16 protein-coding genes, 1 other RNA gene and 1 pseudogene are annotated in these 19,662 nt (G+C 72.7%); 11 read left to right on the top strand and 7 right to left on the bottom strand.

All coding sequences use genetic code 11. The features are described from left to right. Window positions 1-18 precede the first annotated feature (18 nt). Window positions 19-864, top strand: coding sequence for a hypothetical protein (locus ACGFSC_RS29960; RefSeq protein ID WP_359908509.1), 846 nt, complete (start codon window positions 19-21; stop codon window positions 862-864). A 298-nt stretch (window positions 865-1,162) separates the two neighbouring features. On the opposite strand, the gene ACGFSC_RS29955 is transcribed toward ACGFSC_RS29960, so the two are convergent. From ACGFSC_RS29955 to ACGFSC_RS29940, 4 genes and pseudogenes are all read right to left on the bottom strand, one after another. Continuing rightward, entirely contained in the window at window positions 1,163-1,999 is an 837-nt protein-coding gene (locus tag ACGFSC_RS29955; RefSeq protein WP_359908506.1) for a hypothetical protein, read from the bottom strand. 263 nt (window positions 2,000-2,262) lie between these two features. Further along, window positions 2,263-2,622 (bottom strand): hypothetical protein, encoded by a 360-nt coding sequence (locus ACGFSC_RS29950; RefSeq protein WP_359908503.1) that lies wholly within the window; start codon window positions 2,620-2,622, stop codon window positions 2,263-2,265. Window positions 2,623-2,636: 14 nt separating this feature from the next. Then, window positions 2,637-3,623 carry a transcriptional regulator gene (locus tag ACGFSC_RS29945; RefSeq protein WP_359908579.1) on the bottom strand — a complete coding sequence of 329 codons (987 nt, stop codon included), beginning with the start codon at window positions 3,621-3,623 and terminating at the stop codon, window positions 2,637-2,639. Between the two features lie 87 nt (window positions 3,624-3,710). Continuing rightward, window positions 3,711-3,893 (bottom strand): annotated as a pseudogene (locus tag ACGFSC_RS29940) (helix-turn-helix domain-containing protein); the annotation flags it as partial. 219 nt (window positions 3,894-4,112) lie between these two features. On the opposite strand from ACGFSC_RS29940, the gene ACGFSC_RS29935 reads away from it, so the two are divergent. Both ACGFSC_RS29935 and ACGFSC_RS29930 read left to right on the top strand, forming a co-directional pair. Further along, window positions 4,113-4,523, top strand: coding sequence for an ATP-binding protein (locus ACGFSC_RS29935; protein WP_359908500.1), 411 nt, complete (start codon window positions 4,113-4,115; stop codon window positions 4,521-4,523). A gap of 17 nt (window positions 4,524-4,540) precedes the next feature. Next, window positions 4,541-5,095: a hypothetical protein gene (locus ACGFSC_RS29930; RefSeq protein WP_359908497.1), complete on the top strand. Its 555-nt coding sequence runs from the start codon at window positions 4,541-4,543 to the stop codon at window positions 5,093-5,095. Window positions 5,096-5,614: 519 nt separating this feature from the next. Here ACGFSC_RS29930 and hemC read toward each other — a convergent pair. Beyond that, a complete protein-coding gene (hemC, locus tag ACGFSC_RS29925) occupies window positions 5,615-6,547 on the bottom strand; it encodes a hydroxymethylbilane synthase (protein ID WP_359915649.1) in 933 nt (310 codons plus the stop codon). Window positions 6,548-7,288: 741 nt separating this feature from the next. Continuing rightward, window positions 7,289-10,141: an FtsK/SpoIIIE domain-containing protein gene (locus ACGFSC_RS29920; RefSeq protein ID WP_359904266.1), complete on the bottom strand. Its 2,853-nt coding sequence runs from the start codon at window positions 10,139-10,141 to the stop codon at window positions 7,289-7,291. Window positions 10,142-10,520: 379 nt separating this feature from the next. Between ACGFSC_RS29920 and ACGFSC_RS29915 the strand changes: the two genes are divergently transcribed. From ACGFSC_RS29915 to prfB, 3 genes are all read left to right on the top strand, one after another. Next, the gene (locus ACGFSC_RS29915) at window positions 10,521-12,434 is read left to right on the top strand and encodes a serine/threonine-protein kinase (RefSeq protein WP_359904263.1); all 1,914 of its coding nucleotides are present in this window, start codon (window positions 10,521-10,523) and stop codon (window positions 12,432-12,434) included. A gap of 225 nt (window positions 12,435-12,659) precedes the next feature. Beyond that, window positions 12,660-13,937 (top strand): serine/threonine-protein kinase, encoded by a 1,278-nt coding sequence (locus ACGFSC_RS29910; protein ID WP_359904260.1) that lies wholly within the window; start codon window positions 12,660-12,662, stop codon window positions 13,935-13,937. An 81-nt stretch (window positions 13,938-14,018) separates the two neighbouring features. Continuing rightward, window positions 14,019-15,131, top strand: coding sequence for a peptide chain release factor 2 (prfB, locus tag ACGFSC_RS29905; RefSeq protein WP_359904258.1), 1,113 nt, complete (start codon window positions 14,019-14,021; stop codon window positions 15,129-15,131). A 67-nt stretch (window positions 15,132-15,198) separates the two neighbouring features. Here the strand turns inward: prfB and ACGFSC_RS29900 are convergent, their stop codons facing one another. Next, a complete protein-coding gene (locus ACGFSC_RS29900; RefSeq protein ID WP_359904255.1) occupies window positions 15,199-15,393 on the bottom strand; it encodes a hypothetical protein in 195 nt (64 codons plus the stop codon). A gap of 351 nt (window positions 15,394-15,744) precedes the next feature. Between ACGFSC_RS29900 and ftsE the strand changes: the two genes are divergently transcribed. From ftsE to ssrA, 5 genes are all read left to right on the top strand, one after another. After that, a complete protein-coding gene (ftsE, locus tag ACGFSC_RS29895) occupies window positions 15,745-16,434 on the top strand; it encodes a cell division ATP-binding protein FtsE (protein WP_030059730.1) in 690 nt (229 codons plus the stop codon). 78 nt (window positions 16,435-16,512) lie between these two features. Continuing rightward, the gene (gene ftsX / locus ACGFSC_RS29890; protein WP_359904252.1) at window positions 16,513-17,424 is read left to right on the top strand and encodes a permease-like cell division protein FtsX; all 912 of its coding nucleotides are present in this window, start codon (window positions 16,513-16,515) and stop codon (window positions 17,422-17,424) included. Window positions 17,425-17,536: 112 nt separating this feature from the next. Then, window positions 17,537-18,673 carry a S41 family peptidase gene (locus ACGFSC_RS29885; protein ID WP_359904249.1) on the top strand — a complete coding sequence of 379 codons (1,137 nt, stop codon included), beginning with the start codon at window positions 17,537-17,539 and terminating at the stop codon, window positions 18,671-18,673. A 44-nt stretch (window positions 18,674-18,717) separates the two neighbouring features. Further along, window positions 18,718-19,194 carry an SsrA-binding protein SmpB gene (gene smpB / locus ACGFSC_RS29880; RefSeq protein ID WP_359904247.1) on the top strand — a complete coding sequence of 159 codons (477 nt, stop codon included), beginning with the start codon at window positions 18,718-18,720 and terminating at the stop codon, window positions 19,192-19,194. Window positions 19,195-19,280: 86 nt separating this feature from the next. Then, window positions 19,281-19,662: a transfer-messenger RNA gene (gene ssrA / locus ACGFSC_RS29875) on the top strand.

Below are 19,662 nucleotides of genomic sequence, written 5' to 3'. Positions count from 1 at the left end.
ACCAAGGGGGATTGCGACATGGGAAAGACGCGCAGGTCGATGCGTGCGGTAGGGGTCGGCGTCTCGGTGGCGCTGCTCACCGTCGGGGCGGCGGCCTGTTCCACCGGCTCCTCCGACAAGGGGAAGGACGGCACGGCCAAGGCCCAGGCCGCCACCGGGGCGCCCACGGCGGCGCCCACGCCGAAGGGGCCCGAGGCCTTCGCGGCAGCCGGGTACCGGGGGCTGAAGCCGGGGATGGCCAAGGACGCCGGGCTGGCCACCGGAGCCCTGGAGAGCGCACCGGTCTCGCTGCTCGAAGGCTGCACGGACTTCGTCTACAAGGGCGGCCCGGCACCGGACCAGGCCCGGATGGCCGCCGAGGCGGCCACCGAGGCCCGGTACAAGGACCTGAACGCCAAGGCCGACGCGGCCAGCGGGAAGGCGCCCGCCCCGGAGGGCACCCTGCCGCCGAACGCCTCCGCCAAGGACGCGGCGGCCGCCGCCGCGGGCTCGGCCGCCGGGGCCGCGGACTCGGCCGCCGCCGCCAAGCTGATCGCCGACTCGACGATGGCCCTGGTCGACCTGAGGGTGGCGAAGGAGGCCAAGGAAGCGGCGTACCTGGCCACCGGCCGGGTCTCCTTCGCGGCGACGGGTCTGCGCGAGCTGGTCGCCCCGGCGGAGGCGAGGACGGCCGAGGGCATCGGCGCCGGTTCCACCCTGGAGGCGCTCCAGCAGGCGTACGGCGCCAAGGGCCTCCAGCAGGCCAAGAGCGGCAAGTACGTGCTGCCGGTCGAGGGACAGCAGGGCTGGCAGTACGAGTTCACCGTGGACGGCGCGAAGATCGCCGGGATGGCCGTGGTGAACCGCGACATCAAGTGCGCCTGACGGCCTGACCGGCTTGGTGGCTTGGCGGCTTGACCGCCTGGCGGCCCGACCGGCCGGCGGCGGAGGCCCCGACGAACCACCGGGTTCGTCGGGGCCTTTGCCGTACTCCGGTGGGAACCCGGCGGCCCGTGCGGACAGGTGGGAGCGTGCAACCGTCACAGCGGGCCCGATGGAGGAGCGGCGACCGACGGGCGTTCGGGGAGCTGTTCGCCGGCCCCGGCCCCGGCGCCCGCCCGTAGCGGGACCGCAACCGGGGGAGGGGCCGTGGAGCGCTGAACCGGCGCAGGGCGTGCGGCGGTCAGCCGCTGCCCGCCGCGATGAGCGGTTCGTGCCGCCCGCGCAGGGCCGAGCGGGCCCGGGCGACGCCGCCGGGGGTGGCGGGGGCTCCCGTGCCGACGGCGACGGTTCTCGCGCCGAGGCCCGCGCAGGCGCGGCAGATTCCCGGCCGGGGCACCGGATCGTGGCAGCGGCCGCACTCGGTGTACGGCGTCGGCGGGGGCGCTTCGGGGCGTTCCGGCGGCAGCTTGCGCCGCAGCCGGTCCCGGAGGATCGCCGTGGGGGAGTGCATCGGCTGGGGCAGCCCGGGGAGCAGGGCGTGGGCCAACCCGGCTTCGTCGCAGCCTCGTTCCAGCCACTGCGCGACGAGCGGAGCCAGCGTTCGCGCCTCGGCCTCGCCGAGGCGCAGACGGGGTTCGGGCCGGATCACCCGGAACAGCGTGGCCACGGCGGCCCGCGTCCGTTCATCCGGGAGGGTGGGTTCTTGCCCCGGGTCCTTTACGGGAGGGGTGACAGTGATGCCGGTCCCTCGACCACCGGAGGCCGGGCGGGGGACAGCCGGTTCGGGCTGCGGGGTGTCGAAGACATGGGCCTCGGACCGGACCGTTCCGTCGGCCATCCGGACCCTGTCGACCCGGTAGTACCCGGCGTCCTTCAGTTCTTTGAGCGCCCGTCGGACGGCACCCCGCCCCTGCGGACTGCTGTCCGCCATCTGCCGCCCGTCCTCCCGCCAACCGTCCGGACGGGAGAGGAGGTCGGCGAGGAGGCCCCGGGCGGTGTAACTCAGCCGCCGGTCCTGCAACAGGCCGTTCGGAAGCACGGTGAATGCGCGCACGTGCGCGCTACGATGAATCTGCATCTGGAGTCCTGCTCCTGGTGCCCGACCCCGGGGTGTGTCACCACCGCCGGGGTCTCCTATGTTCTGTTGATGATGCGGAAAGTAGCACAACGACTACACGGAGTGCGAGTCATTCGTGTGAGGCCCGGGCCCCGCAGCAAGTACGCCCCCCACCGTTGCGTGGGAAGTCGGTCCCGCCGACTTCCCACGCATCCCGTCCCACCCGGCGGCCTCGGGCCCCACCCCCGCCCATCGGCACGGGGGGCGGGGGTGGAGCGCGATACTCAAGGACGAGTGCGTTCGATCGCCTCGAAGATGTCCGCATCGGTCTCCTGCTGCCACGACGGCAGATCGACCCAGTCAGCGACGTAGCCCGGCTTCGGATTCTCGATGTGCTTGTGGATCTGAGCGATCCAACACGTCGCGACGAATCGGCTCTTCTGCTCCCGGGTGAGCTTTGACGTGTTGCCGCCGCTCACGATGATGAAGTCACGGACCTGGCCGAAGACGGCGGCGGCGCACTCCCGCTCCCACTCAGGAGTCTCGTCCCATGCGGCGACATAGCCTGCTTTCGGCTCGCCCGGATAGTGCTTCGACACACCGGCGATCCACGCTTCGCGGAAGAATTGCCCGTCGGACGGCATGAATTGCTCCTTCGTCAGGCGACGTTGTCAAGCGCCGAAATCTGCTGGTACAGGGCTGAGGCGCGACTATCGGCCGCGAGCGGAACGAGGCGGCTCCTGACCGCCTGCAACTTCCTGCCGATGTAGCCCGAGCCGGTCTGGTCGACCAACTCCAGAGCAGCGTGAGTGTAATGACTCGCCTGATCCAGATCACCGCGCTCGACGCTCAGCGCGGCCAACTCCGCGACCACCGCGCCTCTGCGACGCAGCGAGAGCCGCTGGGAGAGCGCGGATGTCAGTGCCTGCTCCGCCAGATCCGGGCGGCCGAGTGCGAGATAGCAGGTGCCGCGTTCCTCGGCGAGACGTGAACCATCGAACCGAAGCCAACCGCCATTGTGCAGGTGGCCGGACAGATCGTGTACCTGCTCGGCGGCGCCCAGTGCTCGTTCGGTTGCTTCAAGGTCGCCGAGGCCTGCAAATGCCTCCGCCTGGACCGCCGCGACCCAGTACCGGGTTGAGAGCTGGCTGTCTCCTCGTTCTGCGACCTGAGAGGCCACTGCCAGAATCGGAGTCGCGACAGCGAAACGGTGTTCGTAGACTTCCACGAAGGCGTGCCGCGTCAGTGCACAAGCCCACAGGTCGAAAGCGCTGGCTTCCCTGGCTGCGCTGGCGGCGAGTGTGTAGCACTGCGCCGCGTCGGTGTAGCGGTTGGCGTCGAAGAAGATCTCACCCGCGAGCTGATATAGATCTCCCACCAGCGCACAGAGCTGCTGGCGCGAGGCATCGCTCTGGCTTTCCCCCAGCCCCTTCGCCAGGAGAGCCAGTTGGTGCTTGACCATCGGGTACACGACCTGCTTGGAGTCGGAGAGCCCGAACAGCTTCCAGAGGTGCGTGTTCAGTTCCGGCCCGACTTCTGTCAGGGACGTGGCCACGCCGGATCGGGGCGAGGGCCTTTCGGTATCGGGCAGGGCGATGAGCGCTCCGGTCACGGCGAGCAGACTCAGGACGTCGCGGCGCTTCATGTCGTCAGTATCACCAAGAGGTGGGGCAGCGGCGTAGACCACCGAACGGTCAGGGGCTGTCACCTCTGGTGCGAGGAGGTCCGCCAGGCTCTCGGGGGTGACCCTGAGGACCTTTGCCATCTTGGGGTGTACGAACCCCTGGGGATTGGTCGCGCCGGCCTCCCAGCGGGTGACCGTGGAGACTGCCACTCCCAGTTCGGCGGCGAATGCCTCCTGACTGTAGCCCAGTGCCTTTCGGCGCTGCGCGAGTCGCTTCCTCCTCGGAGTCACAATCGCCCCCGCTCGGTTCGAAGGGCCCCAGGTCAGGCGGGGTAGTGCGTCGATTATGCCTGAAAGGTGCTCATCTTCCGCTCTGGTTCGGGGCAACTCCCGGACCGTTCAATGGATGCAGCTACCCCTGGCTTCGCCTTCTCCTCAGGCGGCCACGAGCTCATGACCACCTGTTCCGCCTCTTCGAGGTGCCCCATGCTCACTTCTCATCGCCCCCGCATGTTCGTCGCGCGCCTCGACTCCCGTATCGAGTCCACGCCGCTGGCCCGGTACTTGCTCCGGGCGTACCTCTCCGCCCTCCCCGCCGGGGACCGGTACTCGGACACCGCCGAACTGTTGCTCGGCGAGTTGTTCGCCAACGCCGTCCAGCACTCCGACGCCCCCGACGACTGTCACATCGAGGTCCGCTTCACCGTCACCGGCTCCCGTCTCCGGCTCGAAGTCCACGACGCCGGCACCGACCACCCCACCCTCCACTCCCCGACCCCCGACGACGAACACGGCCGAGGCCTGCTCCTCGTCAACGAACTCGCCGAACGCTGGGGCAGCGCCAACCGCCCCGGCGGCATCGGCAAGTACGTCTGGGCCCTCGTCGCCCCCGCCCCCGGCCCCGCCCTCGTCACCGCCTGAAAGCACCAGAACCCCCCATGCACCTCACCACCCTCGCCGGCCACGCCCTCTCCCGCGGCCGCACCCCCGCCGACACCTACGCCCTCCTCGCCCGCCGCACCCACAAGCCGGTGCCCTCCGCCCGCGCGGTCTGCCTCGCCCTCACCATCCCCCTCGCCGAGACCGTCCGCCGCCTCAACGAGTGCCACGACGCCCTCCTCGCCAACCCCCGGCCCAACTCCGAGACCGACACCGGCGAACTCCTCGAAGCCCTCGGCATCTTCGACGTCCCGGCCTCCCTCACCGACACCGAACTCACCGTCGTCGACCTCTTCCTGCTCGCCATCGACGCCATGGGCGGCATCCGACCCGGCCACCACCACGGCCTGCACCGCTGGTTCACCACCGGCAACCTCACCGCCGCCTACCTCTCCCTCGCCGCCGCCCGCCCCCTCCCCCGCACCGGCAACCCCACCACCTACTGGACCACCCTCGTCACCGCCGGCGAACTCCTCACCACCACCCCCAACCCCGACACCCGCATCAAATACGCCCTCACCCACTGCCGCACCCAAGCCACCACCCGCCCGTAAGCGCCGGAAGTCGGCCCCACCGACTTCCTGCGCAGGAGTGGCGGTGCGCGTGCCGTTGCCGCTTCGGCCCTGCCGAAGCGGCAACGGGCTCTGGGTCGCCGTGAATGGGCTCAGCTGTGGTTTCGGCGGCCCCGGCCAAACCTGGCCGGGGCCGCCGTTGCCTTTGGGGTGCCTGGAAGGGGCGGGAGGGTGGGGTGCTTCCTTCTCCTTCTCTTTGGGCGGGCCCGCGTCGGAGGACGCGGGCCCGCCCAACTTCATTGATCGGTTACCGGACCTGTTGCCGCTGCTCCGCCCGGACCTTGTGGGTGGGCGTCCTGTGTTGGCGAGCATGGCGGTTTCAGCCCCCCCTGCGCAGGAAGTCGGCCGGGCCGACTTCCTGCGCACAAGGCGGCGACGGGCGGGCCCACGGGCAGGTCGGCGGGACTTCCGCCCGCTGGCGGAGCTGTTCACCATGCTCAAGCGGGCCGGTGCGGACCGGATCATCACCTATGCGGCCCTGGACCTGGCCGGCCTACGGGCCTATGCGGCGACTGTGGGCCGGACCTCTGCCAGGATGCCCTCCGCGCCCTGGTCCAGCAGGAGGCTCGCCACCTGAACACCCAGCCTCTCCGGCTCGCTCGGCGGGCCGGAGAGGCTGGCCTCCACCTGCCGGCTGCCGTCCACGGAGGTGACCTGCCCGTGCAGGGTCAGCACGTCGCCGTCGGCCTTGCCGAAGGCGCCGACCGGTACCGAGCATCCGCCGTGGAGCTCCGCCAGCATCGCCCGCTCGGCCCGCACCTCCGCGTCGGTCACCGGGTCACCGGAACCGGCCAGGAGCTCTCGGGCCGACTCGTTGTCCTCCCGGATCTGGATGCCCAGCGCGCCCTGCCCGGGCGACGGGGGAAACGGCCCGATCGGAAGGATCTCGCTGATCTCCTCGCTGCGGCCGAGCCGTTTGATCCCGGCGGCCGCCAGGATCACGGCGTCCAGCTGCTGCGTCCGGAGCTTGCCGAGCCTGGTCGGGACGTTCCCCCGGATCTCTACCGGTACCAGGTCCGGGCGGACGTGCAGCAGCTGGGCGATCCGGCGCGACGCCGACGTGCCGATCCTGCCGCCCTGCGGGAGGCCGGCCAGAGTGCTGCCGCACAGCGCGTCATGAACGTCCGCGCGGGTGGGCGGGGGCAGGAGGATCAGGCCGGGCGGGTTCGCGGTCGGCAGGTCCTTGAGCGAGTGCACGATCACGTCGACCTCGCCGGACACCAGCGCGTTCACCTGGTTCACCGAGAACGCCGAGCCACCGCCGCGCTCCGAGACATCCCTCAGGGCCGACCTGCGGTCCTGGTCACCGGCTTCCGTGATCACTCGCTGGCGGAAGACCACGTCGGGGAAGCGCTCCCGCAGCGGTGCCAGGAACTCCGTGACCTGAGCCCGCGCCAGGTGACTGGCCCGCGACCCCACCACCAGTGTGCTCATAAGCCAACTCCCGGCATCTGACGAGGTGTTGACCGCATGCTACTCGCGTCAAACGCGTCCGATTTCCGACGTTATGTCGGAAACCGAGCAGGAGTCCTTGGCGTCGTGCAACCAGCCAAACCATTCGCCTCGCCAAGCCCGCCTGCGCAGCCCCCCCGCCGAACTCGTTCGGCGGGGGGGCTGGACGACACTGAATCAAGTCCGGCCTACTTCAGTGGCCGTGCTTCTTCTCCTGGTTCTGCATGGGAAGTCGGCTCGGCCGACTTCCCATGCAGGGGCCGTGGCGTCACGATGCCGTTGCCGCTTCGGCCTGGGCCGAAGCGGCAACGGATGGTGAGGTGAAGTGAGTGCTGCTCGGCGGTGGTTTCGGCGGCCCCGGCCAAGCTTGGCCGGGGCCGCCGTTGCCTTTGGGGTTTCTGGAAGGGGCGGGAGGGTGGGGTGCTTCCTTCTCTTTCGCTTTTCTTTGGGCGGGCCTGCGTCGGAGGACGCGGGCCCACCCAACTCCATGGATCGGCCACCGGACCTGTTGCCGCTGTTCCGGCTTGTCCCGCCCGGACCTTTCGTCCTTGCGGAAATGCCAGGTGGGGGCGTCCTGTGTTGGGGGCGTGGGGGTTCTGGACTCCTCGCGCGGGAAGTCGGCGGGGTCGACTTCCCGCGCACCCGTTGCCGCTTCGGCGTTGGCGAAGCGGCAACGGGCTTGGGCCGCCGTTGCTTTCGTGGCCTGGGCGGGCGCCCGGAGCCTCAGCGGGCGGCGGCGCGTTGGAGGGCGCTGGCGAGGAGGGCGAGGTCGGTGGGGCCGTTGCCGAGTTCGCGGACCGGGCGGCGGGCCGGCGGGGCGCCGAGCTGGAGCGGGTCTATGGCGACGACGGTGGGCCGCAGGGTGGCGGTGCGCGGGATGCGGCCGCTGATCCGGGCGGTCTGGAAGGCGGTGACGCCGCCGTCCGGGAGGCGGAGGTAGCCGCGGCCGGGGGTGTCCTCGGGCAGGGCCGCCGCGTCGCCGAGGTGGATCAGCAGGTCGGAGTCGGCCGGGTCGTCGGTGCGCAGGGCGATCCGGAGCAGCGCGGCCTCGTCCACCTCGGTGCCGGCGCTCTCCTCCGGGCGGCCGGTGGCGACGGCGAGGTGCACGCCGAGCGGTCCGCCGCGGCGGGCGACGGCGGCCAGCGCGCGGGTGAGCGGGCGGCCGGCGGCGGAGGTGGGGGAGAGCAGTGCGTCGTAGTCGTCGACGACGACGACCAGCCGGGCGGGCGCGGCGGCGGGTCCGGTCGGGCGGGGGCCCTCCGCGCTGCGCGGCGGGATGATCCGGGGTGTGGTGGCCGCGCCGCCGCCGACGGCGGCGGGTACCGGGACCCTGGGGTGCTCCGCGTGCGCCTCCCGCCCGTCCGGGCCCCGCCCGTCCAGGCCCTGTTCGTCGAGGATCCGTGCGGCGTGCCAGGAGGCGAAGTCCAGCCCGTCGAACAGCCGCTCCCGCAGGGCGAGTTCGTCCTCCAGTGCCTCGGCGGCGAGCAGTGCGGCGCGCGGGTCGGCGGCGGCGTTCACCCGGCCGGTGACGTGCGGCAGGTCGGTGCAGCCGTCGAGGCCGTCCTGGCCGTCCGGGGTGGCCCGGCCCTCGATGATCGTGACGGTCAGCCGCTCGGGCCGTTCGGAGACGGCGAGCGAGGCGACCAGGGTGCGCAGCAGTTCGGTCTTGCCGGAGCCGCGGGCGCCGCCGATCAGCAGGTGCGGGCCGCCCGGGTCGGGGGAGGGGAGGGTGAGTTCGGGGTCGGCCAGGTCGAGGGTGCAGAGCTCGTCGCGGGTGGTGCCGAGCAGGGCGGTGGCGGCGCCGATGCCGCCGGCGTGCGCCTCCCAGCGGGCGGACAGCTTGGCCGGGGTGACGGTGTCGAGCTGGAGCAGGTCGAGCAGCCGCAGTACGTCGGGCAGCGGGCCGCGGGCGGCCGGGACGGCCTCGCGCAGCGGGGCGAGGACGCGGGCCAGCCGTTCGGCCCAGGCGTCCGAGACGGCGTCCAGCGAGACCTCGTGGAGGGCTTCCCGGCCGCGGGCGACCGGGCGGTTCAGCGAGAGCTGGGTGCCGACCTCGCCGGTGATCAGGGCGGTGGCGCCGAGGCCCCGGGGGAGCAGTTCGGGCTGCTCGGCGAGGCAGATCGGGAAGATGCCGACCGCCGGGCCCTGGCGCAGCAGCAGGTCGAGTGCCTGGCGGGCGGCTTCGGTGGCCGGCCGGCCGTCCACCACGACCACGGTCGCGGGGTGGCCGCCGAGGCCGCTGGGGCCGCTGAGCCGGGCGGTGAGCTCGGTCAGCCGGGCGGTGGCCTGTTCGTCGTCGAGGCCGATCAGCAGTCGGCAGTCCTGGCCGTCGACCGGGCGCAGGTGGGGCAGCCACAGGGCCCAGGCCCAGGTGTCGGCGCGCTCCTCGGCGGTGCGGGTCCGGTCGGCGTCGACCACGACCAGGCTCAGCCCGGTCGGCGGGTGCAGCGCGGCGAGCTGGGCGACGACGGCGCGGGTGAGCGCGTCCAGGCGCTCGCGCGGGCCGCTGAGGCCGAGGCTGCCGGCGGTCTGGAGGTCGAGGGTGACCGGGACGGCGGGCAGCGTGGTGCCGGGTGTGGTGCCGGGGCCGCCGGGGCGGTCGGCGGTGCCCAGGCGCAGGGTGAGCGCGTCGGGGTGGCCGGGGCCGCGTTCCCAGAGGCGGGGGCCGGGGCCGACGGCGTTGAGCAGCAGGGTGGCGAGGTCGGGCCAGCGTTCGCGCTGGGCGGCGGTCTGGCGCAGCCGCACCGCGGCGTGGTGGCGTTCGGCGCTCTCCTGGCCGGGCGGTTCGGCGGTGCGTCCGGGCAGCAGGGAGAACAGGCCGCGGCCGCGGCCGGGGGCCGGTTCGGGGGCGGTGGGCGGCTCGACCACGGGCGGCGCGGGCCGGGTCGGGCCGGGGGCGGCGAGCTGGAGGTGGCCGTTGCCGTCCGGCAGGGCGGCGCGGGTGGTGCCGGCGGCCTCGGCCGGGTCGGGGGCGGTCACCTGGAGGGTGGATTCGCCGATCCGCAGCACGGCGCCGGGCTCCAGCGGGACGGCGGCCTCCGGCGGTCCGGGCGGGACGAGGCGGCCGTCCAGCGTGGTGCCGTTGGTGGAGCCGAGGTCGCGCGTGGAGACCCGGCCGTCCTCGGCGAGGTGCAGGGAGAGGTGGAGCCGGGAGACGTCCGGGTCGTCGAGCGGGACGTCGGCCTCGGCGGAGCGGCCGACCCGGATCTCCCGGCCGTGCAGCCGGTGCACGCCGCCGGCGTCGGGGCCGCCGACCACGCGCAGTTCGGCGGCGGCGGGGGCGTCGTCGGGGTCGTCGGCGGTCGGGTCGGGCTCGTTCAGGCTGAGGACGGCGCCGTCGAGCAGCGGGGGGTGGCCGAGCAGGGTGTGCTCGTCGACCCGGTGCGCCCCGGCGTACAGGTGCACGTGGGTGGCGGCCCGTGGCCCGCGCACGCCCACGGCGCCGGCGAGCGCACCCGCGATGGCGCCGAGTGCGGTGCCGACGGGCGCGGTGACCAGCACGTCCACGTAGGGGATGGCGGAGCCGGCGGCGGCCGGGCCGCTGCGCGGTCGGAGGACGGTCAGCCGGATCTGCATCTCGCCCGCGGGTCCCTTCTGCTGATGTGAACCTGGTACCGCTGCCCGGTGCCGTGGGCACCGTTGGGCCACACGAGTGGCGAGTGTCCATCCTGCCATCCGTCGAGGACGGTCCGCGCACGGTACCGGATTTGACGATCTTGCGATCGGCGCCGTGACGGGGCGACGGGGAGTCAGGGCCGACCGCCTCCTCGCGGGGTGCCCGGGACCTTCCCTAGGGGATGTCCCCCAACCCTTCCCCAGACCGTACGGATGGCCTACCGGCCACCCCGAAAACCCGAACCGGCACCGTTAGAGTGGCCGCAGACACGGGCCCGGCAGGCTCACCGCACCGGCGGAGGAGCGCCCCGCGCGGGCGGCACGGCGAGGAGTGCGACAGGTGCGGCCAGTCGGCAGCAAATATCTGCTGGAGGAGACCCTCGGACGGGGTGCGACCGGGACCGTCTGGCGCGGCGTGGTGCGCGAGGACGCGCAGGTGCCGGGCTGTGCGCCCGGGCAGCGGGTGGCGATCAAGGTGCTGCGCGAGGAGCTGGCCGCCGACCCCGACGTGGTGATGCGCTTCCTGCGCGAGCGCTCGCTGCTGCTGCGGCTGACCCACCCCAACATCGTCCGGGTCCGGGACCTGGTCGTCGAGGGCGAGCTGCTGGCCCTGGTGATGGACCTGGTGGAGGGCCCCGACCTGGCCCGCTACCTGCGTGCCAACGGCCCGTTCAGCCCGATCGCCGGCGCCCTGCTGATGGCCCAGGTCGCGGACGCGCTGGCGGCCAGCCACGCGGACGGGATCGTCCACCGCGACCTCAAGCCGGCCAACGTGCTGCTCGCCTCCACCGTGGTGGACGGCGCCGAGCGGATGCACCCGCTGCTGACCGACTTCGGCATCGCCCGGCTCGCCGACTCCCCGGGCGTCACCCGCACCCACGAGTTCGTCGGCACCCCCGCCTACGTCGCGCCGGAGTCCGCCGAGGGCCGCCCGCAGACCTCCGCGGTGGACGTGTACGGCGCCGGGATCATGCTGTACGAGCTGGTCACCGGCCGGCAGCCGTTCCAGGGGGACAGCGCGCTCGCCGTGCTCCAGGCCCACCTGGCCCACGAGCCGCAGCGGCCCAGCACGATGCCCGAGCCGCTCTGGACGGTGATCGAGCGCTGCCTGCGCAAGGACCCGGCCCAGCGGCCCGGCGCCACCTCGCTGGCCCACGCGCTGCGGGTGGTCGCGGCCGGCGTCGGGGTGCACGCCTCCCCGCCGGCGGTGGACGAGGCGCTGGCGGTCGGTGCCCTGCTGCTGCCGGACCCGCAGCCGACCGCGGTCCCCACCACGATGTCGCCGATGTCGCCGATGTCGCCGATGGCGACGATGCCGGGCGCCGTGGCCCCGGGCACCGAGGACCGCACCCAGGTGCTGCCGCCGACCCCGGCCGGGTCGTTCGACCCGGCCGCGGCGACCCGGGTGATGGGCACCCAGCCGCCGCCGGCGCCCCCGCAGGGCGCCGCGGACCGCACCCGGGTGATGCCGCCCGTCGCGGTGCCGCCGCCCCCGCCCGTCGCGCCGCCGCAGGAGGAGGCGCCGCACCCGTGGCAGACCCAGCTGCGCGCGGCGCGGGACCGCAACCAGCAGACCCAGGTCGGCTACTTCGGTCCGGAGGACTACGAGGGCCACTCGGAGACGCAGGTCGCCCCGCCGCCCTACCAGGCCGGCCAGGGGGGCCACGCCGGCCAGGGGCACCGGCCGGGCCAGGGCGCCCCGGGCGGCCCCGCCGGGCCGCAGCAGCCCGGCGGCTACCGCCAGTCCCCGCCCCCGCCCGGCTACGCCCAGCGTCCGCCGGTGGCCCCGCCGCCCTACCAGGCGGGCCGGGGCGGCCAGGGCGGTCAGGGGGGCCAGCGGGGCCAAGGAGGCCAGGGCGGCCGTCCGCAGCCGCCCGGTGGCTACCGGCAGGCCCCGTCCGGGTACGGGCAGTCGCAGGGCGGCTACCCGCCGCCGCCCGCGCCCGCCCCGGTGGCGCGCCGGGCCGAGCCGCCCGCGCCGCAGTACCGGGAGGCCCCGCCGCAGCGCCGCGAGGAGCCGCCGGCACCGGCCCGCCGCGAGCCCGCGCCGGCCCGTGAGCCGCGTCCGCGCAGCCGAAACCGGATGTACATTCCGGGGCTCGGCTGCCTCAAGGGCTGTCTGATGGTGCTGCTGGTGCTCGCCGTGGCGGGGCTGGCGCTGTGGAACTTCACGCCGCTGCCGCAGTACTGGGACAACGTCGTGGGCTGGTTCGACTCGGCGCGCGACTGGGTGAACGGCCTCGTCGGCAGCTAGCGCCGCCGCGGGCCGGGGCCGGAGCCGATCCGGGCCCCGGCCCGCCCCGGGCGGCAATTTTGACGCTATGTCGACAATTCGCGAGATTTCTCGGCCGGGACTCCCGCTCCGGGCCCCTCGGGCGGCCCGCGCAGGGCCTCCGGGCGCGTAGGTTGGTCGCTGTTGTCCCGCCCCACCGAGCGCGCCGGACCCCCGGAGCGCTCCCGCGCCGCCCACGGAGCAGCATTGGCACGCAAGATCGGCAGCCGGTACACCGTCCACCAGGTGATCGGCCGGGGTTCGGCCGGCACGGTCTGGCTCGGTGAGGGGCCCGACGGCCCGGTGGCGGTCAAGCTGCTGCGCGAGGACCTCGCCGCCGACCAGGTGCTGGTCGGCCGCTTCGTCCAGGAGCGCACCGCGCTGACCAGCCTCGACCACCCCCGGGTGGTCGGCGTGCGCGACATGGTGGTGGACGGCAGCGACCTCGCCCTGGTGATGGAGCTGGTCCAGGGCACCGACCTGCGCTCCCGGCTGGAGCGGGACGGCGCGCTGCCGCCGCAGACCGCCGCCTCGATCATCGCCGACGTCGCCGACGGCCTGGCCGCCGCGCACGCGGCCGGCATCGTCCACCGCGACGTCAAGCCCGAGAACGTCCTGCTCGACCTCGCCGCCGCCCCCGGCCCGGGCGGCGCCCCGCGCGCCAAGCTCACCGACTTCGGCGTGGCCCGCCTGGTCGACGCCCCCCGCCGGACCCGGGCCACCCGGATCATCGGCACCCCCGACTACCTCGCCCCCGAGATCATCGAGGGCCTGGAGCCGCGCGCCGCCGTCGACATCTACGCCCTCGCCACCGTGCTGTACGAGCTGCTGGCCGGCTTCACCCCCTTCGGCGGCGGCCACACCGGCGCGGTGCTGCGCCGGCACGTCACCGAGCAGGTGCCGCCGATCCCCGGCCTGCCGGACGGGCTGTGGCGGATCATCTCCGAGTGCCTGGCCAAGGCCCCCGCCTCCCGGCTGCGCGCCGCCGAGCTGGCCTCCCGGCTGCGCGAGCAGCTGCCCTCGCTGGCCGGCCTGCCGGTGCTCGCCGTGCCCGGCCAGGGCCGGGCCCCGGTCGAGGAGCAGCTGACCCCCGGCGAGGCCGTCTACGCCGAGATCGACGCCGGCCCCGGCATCCACAAGCGCCGCCGCGGTCCGGCCGTCCCGCTGGTGCCGGGCGCCGCCCCGGACTCCACCCGGGACACCCACACCAGCCTGCGCCGCCCGTCCGCCGACGAGCTGGCCGCCTACGCGCTGGAGTCCCGCGCCCAGCGCGCCGCCCCGGGCCACCGCCGGGACCGCCAGGCCCTGCTGCGCCGCCGCCGGATGCTGGCCGTCCTGATCGCCACCGTCCTGCTGCTGGCGGGCGCCGCCGCGGCCTGGACGGCGTTCGCGGCCACCGTCCCGGACGGCGGCCACCCGGCCCGTCCGGCGGTGTCGGGCACCGGCCCGCGGGCCCCGCAGCCGGAGCCGCCGGCGCGGCCGTGACGGCGGCCGTGACGGCGGCCGTGACCCCCGGGGAGCCGGGGGTGTCGTCATGACCACTCCCGGAACCATTACCCTGGGGGCGTGGCAGCCGTCGATCCTTCCGAAGAGCTCAAGAACCTCGATACGACCATGGGGTCGATCGAGGCCGTCCTCGACCTGGACAAGATCCGGGCCGACATCGCGGTCCTGGAGGAGGAGGCAGCCGCCCCCACCCTGTGGGACGACGTCGCGAACGCGCAGAAGGTGACCAGCCGGCTCTCCTTCCTCCAGGGCGAACTGCGCCGGGTCGAGGGCCTGCGCAGCCGCATCGACGATCTGGGCGTGCTGTTCGAGCTCGCCGAGGCCGAGGACGACGCGGACACCCGCGCCGAGGCCGAGACCGAGCTCGTCTCCCTCCAGAAGGCCGTCGAGGAGCTGGAGGTCCGCACCCTCCTGTCCGGCGAGTACGACGCCCGCGAGGCGCTGATCAACATCCGTGCCGAGGCCGGTGGCGTGGACGCCGCCGACTTCGCCGAGCAGCTCATGCGCATGTACCTGCGCTGGGCCGAGCGGCACGGGTACCCCACCGAGGTGTACGACACCTCGTACGCCGAAGAGGCCGGCATCAAGTCCGCGACCTTCACCGTGAAGGCGCCGTACGCCTACGGCACCCTCTCGGTCGAGCAGGGCACCCACCGCCTGGTGCGGATCTCGCCGTTCGACAACCAGGGCCGCCGGCAGACCTCCTTCGCCGGCGTCGAGGTCCTCCCGGTCGTCGAGCAGTCCGACCACGTCGACATCGACGAGGGCGAGCTGCGGGTGGACGTCTACCGTGCCTCCGGCCCCGGCGGCCAGGGCGTCAACACCACCGACTCGGCGGTGCGCATCACGCACATCCCGACCGGCATCGTGGTCTCCTGCCAGAACGAGCGCTCGCAGATCCAGAACAAGGCGTCCGCGATGAACGTCCTCCAGGCCAAGCTGCTGGAGCGGCGCCGCCAGGAGGAGAAGGCGGCGATGGACGCGCTCAAGGACAGCGGCAGCTCCTGGGGCAACCAGATGCGCTCCTACGTGCTGCACCCGTACCAGATGGTGAAGGACGTCCGCACCGCGTACGAGGCCGGCAACCCGCAGGCCGTGCTGGACGGCGACATCGACGGCTTCATCGAGGCCGGGATCCGCTGGCGCAAGCAGCGCGAGACCAGCGCCGAGTAACGGCCGACATCGACGAAGGGCCCCGACCGCAGCGGTCGGGGCCCTTCGTCGTACGCGTCGTGGGTCGTCAGGCCAGTGCCTGCCGGGCGATCAGCGCCACCGCGAGCAGTCCGGCCAGCAGGGCCAGCAGCATCGCGGGGGAGAGCGCGGCGAACGGGCTCTGCTGCTCCTGAAGCCGGGCCCGGTTGGCCCGGCACACCGGGCAACGCCCGTCGCTGACGCGGCCGTTGCAGTTGGCGCACACCAGATGGTCGCAGGTCATGCGATCTCCTCCTCGCTGCTACAGCCAACGCACCGGACGGGGCTTTGGTTCCATGCACTGCCCTGTACGGGGGAGCGGCCGTGACACGGTCGCCCACCTCCACTCTGCCAGGTTCCGGCAGTTCCGGCTTCCGGGCTGTGAGATGCCTCGCAATATTCGGGGCATAAGCGGACATTCTCCCGCAGAGTCCGGCCGTTGTCACGGGCGGCCCCTGCGGGCCGGTCGCCGATTCGCGTATGGTCCCAGACCGGGAGCAGCCCACCGCGCTCCTTTCGCCCGCCCATGGACCGGGCCTCCGGGGCGGATCGACCGAGGACTGGCGCCGCCTAGGATGGCCTCCGTGATGCAGCCGTGATCAGATTCGACAACGTCTCCAAGACCTATCCCAAGCAGAACCGTCCCGCCCTGGACAACGTCTCGCTGGAGATCGAGAAGGGTGAGTTCGTCTTCCTGGTCGGCTCGTCCGGCTCGGGAAAGTCCACCTTCCTGCGCCTGTGCCTGCGCGAGGAGCGTCCCAGCACGGGCGCGGTGCACGTACTGGGCAAGGACCTCGGCAAGCTGTCCAACTGGAAGGTGCCGCACATGCGCCGCCAGCTGGGCACCGTCTTCCAGGACTTCCGCCTGCTGCCGAACAAGACGGTCGCGCAGAACGTCGCCTTCGCCCTGGAGGTGATCGGCAAGCCCAAGAGCGCCATCAACAAGGTGGTGCCCGAGGTGCTGGAGCTGGTCGGCCTCGGCGGCAAGGAGGACCGCATGCCGGGCGAGCTGTCCGGTGGTGAGCAGCAGCGCGTGGCCATCGCCCGCGCCTTCGTGAACCGTCCGATGCTGCTCATCGCCGATGAGCCCACCGGCAACCTCGACCCGCAGAACTCGGTCGGCATCATGAAGCTGCTCGACCGCATCAACCGCACCGGCACCACGGTGCTGATGGCCACCCACGACCAGGCCATCGTCGACCAGATGCGCAAGCGCGTCATCGAACTCGACAAGGGGCTGCTCGTCCGCGACCAGGCCCGCGGCGTCTACGGATACCAGCACTGACCGACCAGCGCTGACCCGTGGGGCCGCCGGCCCGACCCGCCAGACCAGAGCAGTACCGACCCTGGAGTTGTATCCCGCATGCGTGCCCAGTTCGTCCTGTCGGAGATCGGTGTGGGTCTCCGACGCAACCTGACCATGACCATCGCGGTCGTGGTCAGCGTCGCGCTCTCCCTCGCCCTCGCCGGTTCCTCGCTCCTGGTCCGCGACCAGGTGAACTCCATGAAGGGGTACTGGTACGACAAGGTCGAGGTGAGCATCTACTTCTGCACGAAGGCGGACGCCCGCAACTCGCCCCAGTGCGACAAGGGCGCGGCCACCGACCAGCAGGTCCAGGACATCAAGGACCAGCTGGACAAGATGACCTCGGTGGTCCAGTCGTCCACCTACGAGAGCTCGCCCGAGGCGTACAAGCACTGGAAGGAGATGAACCCGGACAACCCGCTCATCTCCGTCCTGGGTCCGGACGCCATGCCGCAGTCCTGGCGGGTCAAGCTCAACGACCCGACCAAGTACGACGTGATCCAGAGCGCCTTCGCCGGCAAGCCCGGCGTCAAGTCGGTCGAGGACCAGCGGAAGATCCTGGAGAACCTGTTCGGCCTGCTCAACGGCCTCCAGACGGCGGCCTTCGTGATCATGGTGCTGATGCTGTTCGTCGCCCTGCTGCTGATCGTCAACACCGTCCGGGTGTCGGCGTACAGCCGGCGGCGCGAAACCGGGATCATGCGCCTGGTCGGTGCCTCGAACTTCTACGTCCAGATGCCCTTCATCGCCGAGGCGGCCTTCTCGGCGCTGCTGGGCGCGGCGATGGCCTCCGGACTGCTGATCGGCGGGCACTTCTTCGTCCAGAACTGGCTGGCCGACCGGGTGCAGTTCATCCACTTCATCGGGCTCGGCTCGGTGCTCGCGGTGATACCGCTGCTGATCGTGGTGGGTATGGGCATGGCCGGCGTCGCGGCCTTCTTCACCCTGCGCAAGTACCTCAAGGTCTGATTCCCGCAGGCCCGACGGCCCCGTACGGCACTGCGCCGTACGGGGCCGTCGGCGTTCCGCGGTCCACCGTTGCGGTTCGTCCCGCGCGCGGCGGTGTCTACACTCCGGTGCCATGCTGCAAACTCCGCGCAGGGCCCGCCAGGTGACCGTGCTCAGCCTGGTGTTCGGCGCCGTGCTGCTGGCCGGCGCGGCCACCGGCGCCTGGGGCGACCCGGGCGACCCGCCGCACCGGTCCTCCGCCGACACCGCCCGGGCCGCCGGCGGGCTCCCGGCGGACCCGGCCGGTGCCACCCTGTCGGAGCAGCAGGCCGAGCACCTGCTGGCGGCCGGCGGCGACCGCTGGGGCGCGTACTACAGCGCCCAGGAGTACGCGGAGTTCAGCCAGGGCCTGGACGGCCGCTACCCGGGCGTCGGCCTCTCGGTCGGCCGCGGCCAGGACGGCGTCACCGAGGTCTCCCAGGTCGCCCCCGGCGGCCCGGCCGCCGCGGCCGGGATCGCCCCCGGCGACCGGCTCGTGCGGATCGGTCAGGACCAGGCCGACCACCTGCCGGTCACCGAGGTGGTCGCGCGGCTGCGCGGCCGGGGCGAGGAGCGCCGGGCCGGCTCCGAGGTCACCCTGGCGGTCCGGCGCGGCGGGGCGGAGGAGCGCGAACTGCGGCTGCGGCGCGTGCTCCTGGACAGTCGGCAGGTCACCGCGGAGCAGCTGGGCAAGGGCGTGCTGCGGGTGACCGTGCGCGCCTTCACCAGCGGCGTGGCCGACCAGGTGCGCGCCGCGCTGCGCGCCCCGCACACCGGCGTGGTGCTCGATCTGCGCGGCAACTCCGGCGGGTTGGTCGACGAGGCGGCCGGCACCGCCGGGATCTTCCTGGACGGCGGAACGGTCGGCTCGTACCAGGAGCGCGGCGAGACCAGGGAGTTGACCGCCCCGCCCGGCGGCGACCAGCGCACCCCGCTGGTGCTGCTGGTGGACGGCGGCACGATGAGCGCCGCCGAACTGCTCGCCGGGGCCCTCCAGGACCGCAGCCGCGCCGTGGTGGTGGGCTCGCGGACCTTCGGCAAGGGCACCGTCCAGCAGCCCAGCCGGCTCGCCGACGGCGCCGTGCTGGAGCTGACCGTCGGCCGCTACTACACCCCGGCCGGACGCTCCCCGGACGGTACCGGCCTGACGCCCGACGTCCCGGCCGGTTCGGGCGAGGAGGCCGACGAGCTCGCCCTGCGGGTCCTCGCGGGGCTCGGCACCCGTGCCTAAAGCAGCTGCCCCATCCGGCCCCGAAGTGCGAGAATGACCGGGTTATGGCAAAGGAAACCGGACAGAAGCTGATCGCGCAGAACAAGAAGGCGCGACACGAGTACACGATCCTCGACACCTACGAGTGCGGCCTGGTGCTCACCGGCACCGAGGTCAAGTCGCTGCGCGAGGGGCGGGCCAACCTGGTCGACGGCTACGCGTACATCCAGAACCACGAGGCGTGGATCGACAACGTCTTCATCCCCGAGTACACCCAGGGGACGTGGACCAACCACGCGGCCCGGCGCAAGCGCAAGCTGCTGCTGCACAGGATGGAGATCCAGAAGATCGAGACCAAGGTCCGCGACGCGGGCCACACCCTGGTCCCGCTCTCGCTGTACTTCAAGGACGGCCGGGTGAAGCTCGAACTGGCCCTCGCGGTCGGCAAGAAGCTCTACGACAAGCGGCAGACCCTGCGCGAGAAGCAGGACACCCGCGAGACGGCCCGCGCCGTGGCGGCGGCCCGGCGGCGCCAGAGTTAATCGGCTGGACCCCCGCTGGTCGCCTCGCGTAGTATGGCGCCAGCAACAAGGACGGTCACCGTCCGAGCTGTTTCTCAACAAAACATGGGGATGATCGGTTTCGACAGGGGATGTTGAAACAGGGGAAGCGAGCCGAGGAACGCGGCAATGATCTCGTTAACCACGTGTCGCAAAAAAATAATCGCCAACTCTAAGCGCGATTCCCAGCAGTTCGCTCTCGCTGCCTAATAAGCACCGATAGCGCTTGGGTGTCAGACCGGGGAGTTCCCGACCCGGACCCTGGCATAATCTAGGGAACTCAACCGTCCGCCCGGGCTGCGAGGGTGGATGGGAAATCAAACAGCAGCTGGGCCTGTTGGCGGCTTGTCCGTGTGACCGCCAGGGCCGAGAAAAGCACAGCGGACTGCGCTCGGAGAAGCCCTGAATTAACTCCACTGGACCCGGGTTCGATTCCCGGCATCTCCACCA

This window comes from Kitasatospora sp. NPDC048715 (assembly GCF_043198905.1).
Classification (GTDB): domain Bacteria; phylum Actinomycetota; class Actinomycetes; order Streptomycetales; family Streptomycetaceae; genus Kitasatospora; species Kitasatospora lactacystinica.
This window is presented reverse-complemented; position numbering and strand designations above follow the sequence as displayed.